The 8,299-nt window shown below is 64.0% G+C and carries 9 protein-coding genes and 1 pseudogene; 7 read left to right on the top strand and 3 right to left on the bottom strand.

Annotation, left to right across the window (positions count from 1 at the left end; genetic code table 11):
* Positions 1–199, bottom strand: a pseudogene (locus Q319_RS27580) (IS4 family transposase); the annotation flags it as partial.
* 227 nt (positions 200–426) lie between these two features.
* Positions 427–1,140 (bottom strand): hypothetical protein, encoded by a 714-nt coding sequence (locus tag Q319_RS0121525; protein ID WP_029484473.1) that lies wholly within the window; start codon positions 1,138–1,140, stop codon positions 427–429.
* A gap of 134 nt (positions 1,141–1,274) precedes the next feature.
* Here Q319_RS0121525 and tsaD point away from each other — a divergent pair, with 134 nt between their 5' ends.
* A complete protein-coding gene (tsaD, locus tag Q319_RS0121520; protein WP_029484472.1) occupies positions 1,275–2,279 on the top strand; it encodes a tRNA (adenosine(37)-N6)-threonylcarbamoyltransferase complex transferase subunit TsaD in 1,005 nt (334 codons plus the stop codon).
* Positions 2,280–2,395: 116 nt separating this feature from the next.
* On the opposite strand, the gene Q319_RS0121515 is transcribed toward tsaD, so the two are convergent.
* Positions 2,396–4,123: a long-chain-fatty-acid--CoA ligase gene (locus Q319_RS0121515; RefSeq protein ID WP_029484471.1), complete on the bottom strand. Its 1,728-nt coding sequence runs from the start codon at positions 4,121–4,123 to the stop codon at positions 2,396–2,398.
* 260 nt (positions 4,124–4,383) lie between these two features.
* Between Q319_RS0121515 and Q319_RS0121510 the strand changes: the two genes are divergently transcribed.
* The 6 genes from Q319_RS0121510 to Q319_RS0121485 all read left to right on the top strand — a co-directional run.
* Positions 4,384–4,929 carry a nucleoside deaminase gene (locus Q319_RS0121510; protein WP_029484470.1) on the top strand — a complete coding sequence of 182 codons (546 nt, stop codon included), beginning with the start codon at positions 4,384–4,386 and terminating at the stop codon, positions 4,927–4,929.
* Positions 4,930–4,979: 50 nt separating this feature from the next.
* The gene (locus tag Q319_RS0121505; protein ID WP_029484469.1) at positions 4,980–5,879 is read left to right on the top strand and encodes a ribokinase; all 900 of its coding nucleotides are present in this window, start codon (positions 4,980–4,982) and stop codon (positions 5,877–5,879) included.
* 17 nt (positions 5,880–5,896) lie between these two features.
* Entirely contained in the window at positions 5,897–6,439 is a 543-nt protein-coding gene (locus Q319_RS0121500) for a DUF1999 domain-containing protein (RefSeq protein WP_051655661.1), read from the top strand.
* Positions 6,439–6,663: a heavy-metal-associated domain-containing protein gene (locus tag Q319_RS0121495; protein ID WP_029484467.1), complete on the top strand. Its 225-nt coding sequence runs from the start codon at positions 6,439–6,441 to the stop codon at positions 6,661–6,663. The genes Q319_RS0121500 and Q319_RS0121495 overlap by 1 nt, the downstream gene beginning before the upstream one ends.
* Before the next feature lie 2 nt (positions 6,664–6,665).
* The gene (locus Q319_RS0121490; RefSeq protein ID WP_029484466.1) at positions 6,666–6,998 is read left to right on the top strand and encodes a DUF503 domain-containing protein; all 333 of its coding nucleotides are present in this window, start codon (positions 6,666–6,668) and stop codon (positions 6,996–6,998) included.
* A 194-nt stretch (positions 6,999–7,192) separates the two neighbouring features.
* Positions 7,193–8,299 (top strand): transposase (locus Q319_RS0121485; RefSeq protein WP_051655586.1); only part of this gene is annotated, 1,107 nt, incomplete at its 3' end.

Below are 8,299 nucleotides of genomic sequence, written 5' to 3'. Positions count from 1 at the left end.
TCCATTGGAGCGTATTCCACGGGAGGGCCTTTTGAAACCATCGGCGGAAGGTACGTTCGTGGAGTCCGCTGTAACGGCTGAGATTCAGGGCATTGATTCGGCCAGGAATGGCCTGCCACACCGGCATCAGGTGGAGGAAAAAACGCTGTTGGGCAGCGGGGAGATTGAGCAGGGTGAGCAGCACAGGTAAAATAGTCATTGGGTCTCCTTGGGTGTGGGCTTGAGAACCTCACCCTACCGGAGACCCGTTTTTTGGGCCACCCCTACTTTTCGTCAAAACTGTCCGAACCATTGCTGTTCGCCCTCTGGATGGATCATCTCCCTGGCAGAAGCTGTGGTGACTCCTGAAACGGCAATGGGCTGGAAAACGCAGAAAGCGTGGACACCTTTCTAGGCGCTCCACGCTTCCTGACAGATGTGGACGGGTTAGAACGCGACCTGCGCCTGGAGTTCCTGCGTGGTGCGGAAGGTGGCCTGTGTGCCCCCCGCCGTGGAATTGACCATCGTTCCCGAGGCGCTGACCTGGGCCAGAACGTTGGCGCTGGCCTGGATGTTCAGCTCAATGACGTTCCAGCCGGGCTGGGCATTGACGGCCACCGTGACCGGCAACGTGGAAATCTGCGGGATGCTCAGAATTTTCGCGCAGTCCATGGTGCCCCGGAGCTGGGTGGTGCTGTCGCTGTATACCCACACCCGGACATTCACCCGGCGGCTGAGCAGTCCGGGTTTGCTGCCGGTCATGGCGCTGGTCTGCCGCCCTCCAGCGCCGTCTTTCACGTCCAGCGACATCAGCACGAAGGCGCGGGCGTCTGGCGCACTGCTCTGCACGCTGCCGCTGCACTCCAGTTTCTGGGCGACATCGGCGGCGCGCATGGTCAGGCTGGCCGCCTCGATCTGGTCAGGCAGCGTCAGGGTGAACGAGCCGTCCGTGTGGGCGCTGGAAGACACGTCTGGCAGGCCGGAAACCGCTACCCGTCCCTCGCCCTGCCACCCGGAAACCTTGCCGCTGATGGTCTGTACGGTGGGCTGATCGGACGCCTCCGGGGTGGGGAGGCCGCCGCCGCCGCAGGCCACCAGTGTCAGTGACAGTCCGCCCAGAAGTCCCCATTTCGCCTGTTGAATCCCAAAGATGTTCCGCATGCCACCAGGGTAAACAGACGTCCCTGACGCGCCTCTGACAGGATCACGGATTGAGCGGGTATTTGTCACATGGTCAGAAGATCGCCCCCAATCCTGCTTCTGGCCCTGCCCCACCCCTGCTACACTCCCCGGCGATGACGGCCACACCGCGATACATTCTGGGCATCGACACCTCCTGCGACGATACCGGCGTGGGGATCGTGGAGCTGAGTGCTGGCGGCAGCACCACAGTACGCGCCAACCGGATCTGGACTCAGGCCGTCCACGCGCAGTACGGAGGCGTGATGCCCGAACTCGCCAGCCGCGAACATGTGGAGCGCATCGACGGCGTGATGGAAGGCGCGCTGGCCGAGGCGGGTTTGCAGGTGTCCGATATCGGTGCGGTGGCGGCCACTTCTGGCCCCGGTCTGGTGGGGGCGCTGCTGGTGGGCCTGATGTACGGCAAGGGGCTGGCGCAGGCGCTGGACGTGCCGTTCTTCGCCGCGCACCATCTGGAGGGCCATATTTTCGCCGCCGCCTCCGAGGACGATCTGCAAGCGCCGTATCTGGCCCTGGTGGTCAGCGGCGGGCACACCCACCTGTTTGACGTGCCGGAGGAGGGGAAATACATCCTGGTGGGCGCGACCCGCGACGACGCGGCGGGGGAAGCGTTCGACAAGATTGCCCGTCTGGCGGGCCTGGGCTATCCGGGGGGGCCAGCCATTGCCGAGGCGGCGTTGCGCGGCAATCCCGACGCCATCCCTTTCAAGGAGCCCCTGCAAGGGCAGAAAGCCTTCGAGTTCAGCTTCAGCGGGCTTAAAACTGCCGCCCTGCTGGCGCACAAGGCCGGGACGAAGCCCGATGATTTGGCTGCCAGTTTTCAAAGGGCCGCCGTGCATGTGCTGGTCAAGACCACCCGCCGCGCCGCCGAGGCGTATGGAAGGCAGACGGTGGTGGTCTCCGGCGGTGTGGCCGCCAACACAGCTCTACGCGAAGCCTTCCGGTCAACTCATCTGCACGTCGTTTTCCCCGGCAAGGGCCTGAACACCGACAACGGCGCGATGATCGCTCTGGCGGGGGCTGCCGCACTCCGGGCAGGCCGTGCGCCCAGCCCGCTGGCGGCGGGTGCGACGGCCTACGCGCCGCTGGCGAACGGGTAGGGAAAACCAGAATCCGCAGAGGAAACCAGAGTCCTCAGCACGCTCGGCAAAGAAAAGCCCCCTCATCCACGTGGGCGGGGGGGCTTTCTCGATCCCGTTCAGACTCGGTTCGCCGTTTAGCCCGGCTGCCCCGCCCGCCCTTCCCTGGCTTCCTCGGCCAACTGGCGGCGCAGGATTTTCATGGCCGCTGTCTTGGGCAGTTCCTCGTCGCGGAATTCCACGCTGCGGGGGGCCTTGAACGAGCTGAGGTGCTGGCGGCAGAACGCGATGATCTCGGCCTCGGTGGCCGCCATGCCGGGCTTCAGATGCACCACAGCATGGACCGTCTCGCCCCGGTATTCGTCGGGCAGACCCACGGCGGCGGCCTCCAGCACGGCGGGGTGGGCGTTCAGCACCTCGTCCACCTCGCGCGGGTAGACGTTGTGGCCGCCCACGAGGATCAGGTCCTTCTTGCGGTCCACGATACGGAAATAGCCGTCCTCATCTACGGTGGCCATGTCGCCGGTCAGCAGCCACGTCAGGCCGTGCAGTTCACGCAATGTCTTTGCGGTGGCGTCCGGGCGCTGCCAGTAGCCCAGCATGATGTTCGGTCCCGCCACCCACAACTCGCCCACCTCGCCGGTCCCCACAATCTGGCCGTCCTCGCCCACCACGATGGCGTCCACCCCCGGCATGGGCAGGCCGATGCTGCCTTCCTCCTGCCGCCCGAAAATGGGGTTGGTGTGCGTGATGGGGCTGGCCTCAGTCAGGCCGTAGCCCTCCACCAGATTCGCGCCGCCGGTGATCTCGCGGAATTTGCGGGCCGTTTCCAGCAGCAGGGGCGCGCTGCCGCTGATGCACGCGCGGATGCTGGTCAGATCGTGTTTGGGGGTGTTGGGATTGTTGTTGATGGCGTTGTACAGCGTCGGCACGCCGGGAAACAGGGTGGCCTTCGACGCCGAGATCTGGTTCAGCACCATGCCGATGTCGCGGGCGTTCGGCACCAGCGCCATCGTCGCCCCGGTCAGGATGCTGAGGTTCATGGCCACGGTCATGCCGTAGACGTGGAAGAAGGGAATGGCGGCCAGCGTGACCTCCTGACCGTCTTTCAGGTCCGTCATCCACACGCGGCCCTGCTCGGCGTTGGCGATCAGGTTGCGGTGGCTGAGCATCGCGCCCTTGGGAACGCCAGTGGTGCCGCCGGTGTATTGCAGCAGCGCCAGATCGCCGGGCTGCCGGGGCGCGGATGCGGGCGTGGGCGGCTGGAACTTCAGCAGATCGGCATACTGGAAAAGGTGCGCGCCCTCCGGTACATCCACCCAGGTTCCCTCGCGCCGCGCCTTGATGGGGTACAGCAGATTTTTGGGAAACGGCAGGGCGTCCTGAATCCCGGTCACGATCACGCGCTTAACGGGCACCCGCTCCTGAATCTGGGCGTAACGCGGGTAGAAGGTGTCCAGCAGGATCAGGGTCTCGCTGCCGCTGTCTTTAAGCTGGTATTCCAGTTCGTCGGCCACGTACAGCGGGCTGGTATTGACCACCACCGCCCCGGTCAGCAGCGTGCCAAAAAAGGCGGTCACGAACTGCGGGCAGTTGGGCAGCATCACCGAAACGCGGTCCCCCGGCTTCACGCCCATTTTTTGCAGGGCCAGTGCGAACTTCTGCACGTTCTGCCACAGTTCGCGGTAGGAGGTCTTTGCGCCCAGGAACCCCAACGCCGTCCGGTCCGGGTAGGTCTGTGCGGCGCGCTCCAGCAGTTGAGGCAGCGTCAGATCGCTGGGCGTGAAGTCGTGTGGCACGCCGGGTTCGTAATGCTTGAGCCAGGGGCGGGGCAGGGTGGACGGGGCGGGTGGGGTAGGGGACATGGCGCTCCTATGGGGCTGGGGCGAAGGGCAGAATGGGGGGGGTTGGCAGATGCTGGGGCAGCCGGAGCCAGCAGCCAGAAGCGGATAAAGAATTGAACTTGGTCTAATTATTACAGATGGGGTGCCCAGTCTTCAAGCCATCCCCCCCACCGCCGCGCTCCCACCATTGCGTCTTGATGTGTGCCGACTCAAGATTGGGTGCAGAAGGAATGAATCCTGTGCTGGACATGGCGGCGGCCCCTGACTGGCAGACTGATTGCATGACCGCTTCCTCCACCGATGCCTCCCGACATGAAGCCCACCTGCGCGAAGCCCTGGCTCTGGCCCGCGAATCTCTGACACAGGGCAGTTCACCCATCGGGGCGGTGCTGGTGGACGGCAGCGGCAAGGTGATCGCGCGGGGCCGCAACCGCGTGGGCGAGGCCCAGACTGCCGAGCGGGTGGGCGACGCCAGCGTGGCGCACGCCGAGATGGACGTGTTTTTCCAGGCGGGCAAACTGGACAACCCCCAGGACCTGACGCTGTACACCAGTCTGGAACCCTGCCTGATGTGCGGCGGGGCCTCCGCGCTGCTGGAGGTGGGCCGGATCGTGTGGGCCACCGCCGATCCCTGGGGCGGTTCGGGCCGCCTGCTGGCGTGGTCCGATCACCCCGCCATGCAGGAAACCGACATCGTGCCCTGTCCCCTGCCCGAACTGGAAACCGAGGGCGCAAGCCTGTTTGCCCCCGAAGCCAAACGCGCCTTTCCCGATAAGGGCTGGGCGCTCTGGCGGGAGAAATATCCGGCGGAAACCGAAGGCGTCTGAGCGGCTGGTCCGTATGATCGTCCCATGAAACGTTCCGATCTGGAGCCTGAATGAGTGTGCTGGTGGTGGGCAGCATCAACGCCGATCTGACCGTGCGGGCCTCGCGAATTCCTGGCCCCGGCGAAACGGTGCTGGGCGGTGATACGCGGACCTCGCCGGGTGGGAAGGGGGCGAACGGTGCAGTGGCGGCGGCGCTGGCGGGCGCAGATGTCTCGATGGTGGGCGCGGTTGGAAGGGACGCTTTTCAGGACGTGGCCCTCTCGGGTCTGAAACGGGCGGGCGTGGACCTGTCCGGCCTGCGGACCCTGGACGCCCCCACCGGACTGGCCCTGATCACCGTCTCAGACGCGGGAGAGAATGCCATTACGGTAGCGAGCGGCGCGAATGCACGGTTGACGCCCCAACATCTGCCCGCCGACTTCAGCGCTTTGACCCATCTGCTGATGCAGCAGGAACTACCGCCCAGGATCACGCTGGAGGCGGCCAGACGCGCCTCGGCTGCGGGTCTGATGGTGTTGCTCAACGCCGCGCCCACCCGCGAAACCTCTCCTGAACTGCTGCGCCTCACTCATCATCTACTGGTCAACGAACACGAACTTGCCGCGCTGGCCGGAGACGGGGAAGTGGAGGCCAGCGCCCGCTCATTGCTGGAGCGTGGGCCGAAAGCAGTCACCGTCACCCTGGGCGGCGAGGGCAGCCTGACCGTGACGGCGGGGGAGACGTACCGCCTGCCCGCGCATCCGGTCAACGCCGTGGACACCACCGGGGCGGGGGATACCTTCTGCGGCGTGTTGACCGCGCGGCTCTCTCAGGGCGACGATCTAAAAATGGCGTTGCACTGGGCCGGGATCGCCGCTGCGCTGGCCTGCACCCGCCCCGGCGCGCAGGACGCTATGCCCACCTGGGCCGAGGTGGAGCGGGAGAATGCCCACTGCCCTCAGCCCCTTTGACCTTTAGACTTCTTCCCATGCGTTACCGGATTTTTACCGAACAGGATAGTGGCGCGCTTCAGGCGCTGGATCTGACCGTGCAGCGGCATCTGGACCCTGCCTTCGACGCCCTGCCCGAACGGGAGCGCGAGGGCCGCATCAGCACCAGCCTTCCCGCCCTGAAGTTCTACGAGCGCAGTGAGCATTCCTTTGTGGCCGAGGAGGCCGGGCAACTGGCCGGTTTTATCTTCGCGCAGTCGGTGTGGCAGGGCGACAAACCCATCGTACTGGTGCGGACGCTGAACCTGTCGCCGGATGCGCCTGCCGAAACAGCGCAGGGCCTGCTTCACGCCACCATCAAGAGTGCCTATGACACCGCCGTCTATGAGGTTCACTTCCCACTTACCCCCGGTCTGGAGGACACTGCGAGGGCCGAGGAAGCTGTCACGGTGGGCGCTTACGCGGTGCGGCACCTGGGCAGCCGTCTGGAAACCTCGCCGGGCGTGCGCCTGAATCTCGCCCCACACCCCGCTGGGGGTGGTGAGGTTTCCGGTATTGCAGGCAAGGACAGCGGGGCATAATGGCAGATATGACCACTCCCGCTACCCGTGTCCTGTTAGGTGTGCGCGGCATGTCCCGCGAGGCCGGGCAGACCGTTGCCGCCGCCCTGTCCGCCCTGCCTGGCGTCTCGAAGGCCGCCCCCGACGACGGCCAGATCGAGGTGCATTACGATCCCTCGCAACTGACCATCATGGATCTGGTGCGGGCGGTGCGGGGTCAGGGTTTCCTGGCCGGAATGCTGTAGCGGTGGCGCTGGGTTATGTGGGTGTCCTGACCGTTCGCCTGGAAATGCCCTGGGTCAGCAACCTCAAGGAAAAACGCGCCCTGGTGCGCCCGGTGGTGGAACGTCTCAAGGTGCGTTTCCCCCTGACCGTGGCCCGCCTGGACGGCCTGGATGCCCATGACTGGGAAGTGATCGGCGTCGCCACCATCAGCAACGATTACGGGTGGGTCAAGGAAACGCTGAAGATGGCCGCCGACTATATTGCCAGCGAGGGGCCGTACCGAGTCACCGAGGAAGAAACCGAGATCACCATGATAGGCGAGGGCGATTCAGAAGAGGACGAACTGGAGGACTGAGGGGCCACCGTACCCCTAGACCAGTCTTTCCCCTCTCCTTTTGCGCTGAACGTCACGCACATTTTGCTGATGTATCTGAAACAGTAGTCCGGAAGGTTTTTGACGAATGGGGTGGGGATCGTCCATGTTGATGTGTGGCAACACAACGGACGACCCCCATCCAGATTCTAGCGACTCTGCTTTCTGGAACCAGAGTGCGTGCCACCCAGGCTGCCTATCTTCAGGTGCTTCTGGTGCTGTGGCTGGTCGTTCCTGGACGACTGAATTTCACCAATCTGACCCGCTATGGCGGGCCATCTGAGCGAACCCATCGTGCCTGGTTCCAGAAACCCCTGCCATGGGTAGAGTTGAATACCCGTCTGATCTTGCAGCTGCAAGATCAGGAGTGCCTGGGTTCAACATCCATTCTTGGGATTGACGCTGTCTTCATCAACAAAAATGGCCACTGTACCCCTGGCATAGCTCAGTTCTGGAGCGGCTGTCAACAGCGTTCACTCTCTGGATTGGAAGGCTCTTGTGTGACGTGGGTCGATCTGGAAACCCAGCAGCCATTCCCGCTGTCCATCAGCCAGACGCCTGCGAACTTGCCTGGCAAGCAGACGCGCACGGATGTCTACGCCCAGGACATGCTGAACACCTTGACCCAATTGCCTCATGCCATGCGCGAACAGGTGCTGGCTGTAGTGAGTGATGCCTACTACGCCAAGAAAAAGTTTGTTGACCCTGTAGTGGACGAAGGGCAACTGCCCTTCGTCGGAAAGCTCCGCCGGGACGCCTCCCTCAAGCATCTCTATCCTGGCCCCAAAACAGGCCGCCGTGGGCGCCCCAAAAAATACGATGGCAAGGTAAGTTTGAGCGATTTCTCTCGCTGGGACGTGCTGCCGTGGACGGACACCTGCACGGCATACACCACCGTGGTGTATGCCGTGGCACTGAAGCGAGAGGTCCGGGTGGTGGCCCTGCTGTGGCCAGGCAAGTCGGGGCCGACCCTCGAATTGCTGTTCAGTACGGATCCCACGATGGACGCGGCCACCATTGTCAGGCTCTACCGCGTTCGTTTTGCGATGGAGTTTCCGTTCCGGGACGGCAAGCAATTCGCGGGCCTCAATGATTGCCAGTCCCGTCAGGCTCAGGCGCTGCACTTCCACTGGAATATGGCGCTGCACAGCGTTTCTGTAGCCAGAGCCAGTCAGTTGATGAACCAGCGGGTCAGCCCGCTGGTCTTCAGCATGGAAGACGAAAAACGCCGTGCCTATAACGAATTTTTCGCCGACCGATTATTGTCCATGTTGCCTGGCGAT

The sequence above is a fragment of the Deinococcus marmoris DSM 12784 genome (genome assembly GCF_000701405.1).
GTDB classification, from domain to species: Bacteria; Deinococcota; Deinococci; order Deinococcales; family Deinococcaceae; genus Deinococcus; species Deinococcus marmoris.
Note: the sequence above shows the minus strand (reverse complement) of the source record. Positions and strands in the feature narration are given on the sequence as shown.